Source organism: Microbispora sp. ZYX-F-249 (assembly GCF_039649665.1).
Taxonomy (GTDB): domain Bacteria; phylum Actinomycetota; class Actinomycetes; order Streptosporangiales; family Streptosporangiaceae; genus Microbispora; species Microbispora maris.
Genome location: NZ_JBDJAW010000159.1, coordinates 1 through 571, shown reverse-complemented (window position 1 = coordinate 571; position 571 = coordinate 1). Strand labels below are relative to the sequence as shown.

At 72.7% G+C, this 571-nt stretch carries 1 protein-coding gene; it reads right to left on the bottom strand.

What is annotated here, in order from left to right:
- A partial coding sequence (locus AAH991_RS40220; protein ID WP_346231203.1) for a type IV secretory system conjugative DNA transfer family protein occupies window positions 1-571 on the bottom strand: 571 nt, incomplete at both ends.

The window sequence follows — 571 nt, the reverse complement described above, 5'->3', positions numbered from 1 at the left end:
TCCGGCCTCGGTGAGGAGCTCGCACGGGGTGGGGACGGCGGGCTCATCCAGCCAGCGGGCGACATGGTGCAGGGTGCGGCCGGAGGTCGCCGCGGCGAGGAACAGCGCCGACAGCAGGTCCTGGGCGGCGGGCCCCCACAGGTCCCGCTTGCCGGGGTCTTCGACGGTGAGCACGAAGTGCCCGGCCAGGCGGTGGGCATCCTCGACCGTCGCCAGGGCGCGGAGGGGGTTCCACCACCAGCGTTGCGGCTGGTAGGTGATGGACTGCGGGTCGAACAGCCACACCCTGCCCCGCTGCTCGCGCAGCTCGGCGGTGGCGGCCCACAGGTCCTCCTTGTTGCTGGTGGCCACGACCGCGCCAGGCGCCGACAGCACGTGCGGGATGCTGCGCGCCGTGGTCTTGCCCGACCGTGGGGCCATGAGGTCGACCTCGGTGTCCTCCCAGCTGGAGTACAGGACCGGGCCGCGCCCACGAGGCAGCAGCTGCTCACCGAGCTCCAGCCCGATCTCCCCCGGCTGCAGGTCGTCCGGTCTCCGCCCGTTAAGGGAAGCGCGCAGCCTGATCGCCTTA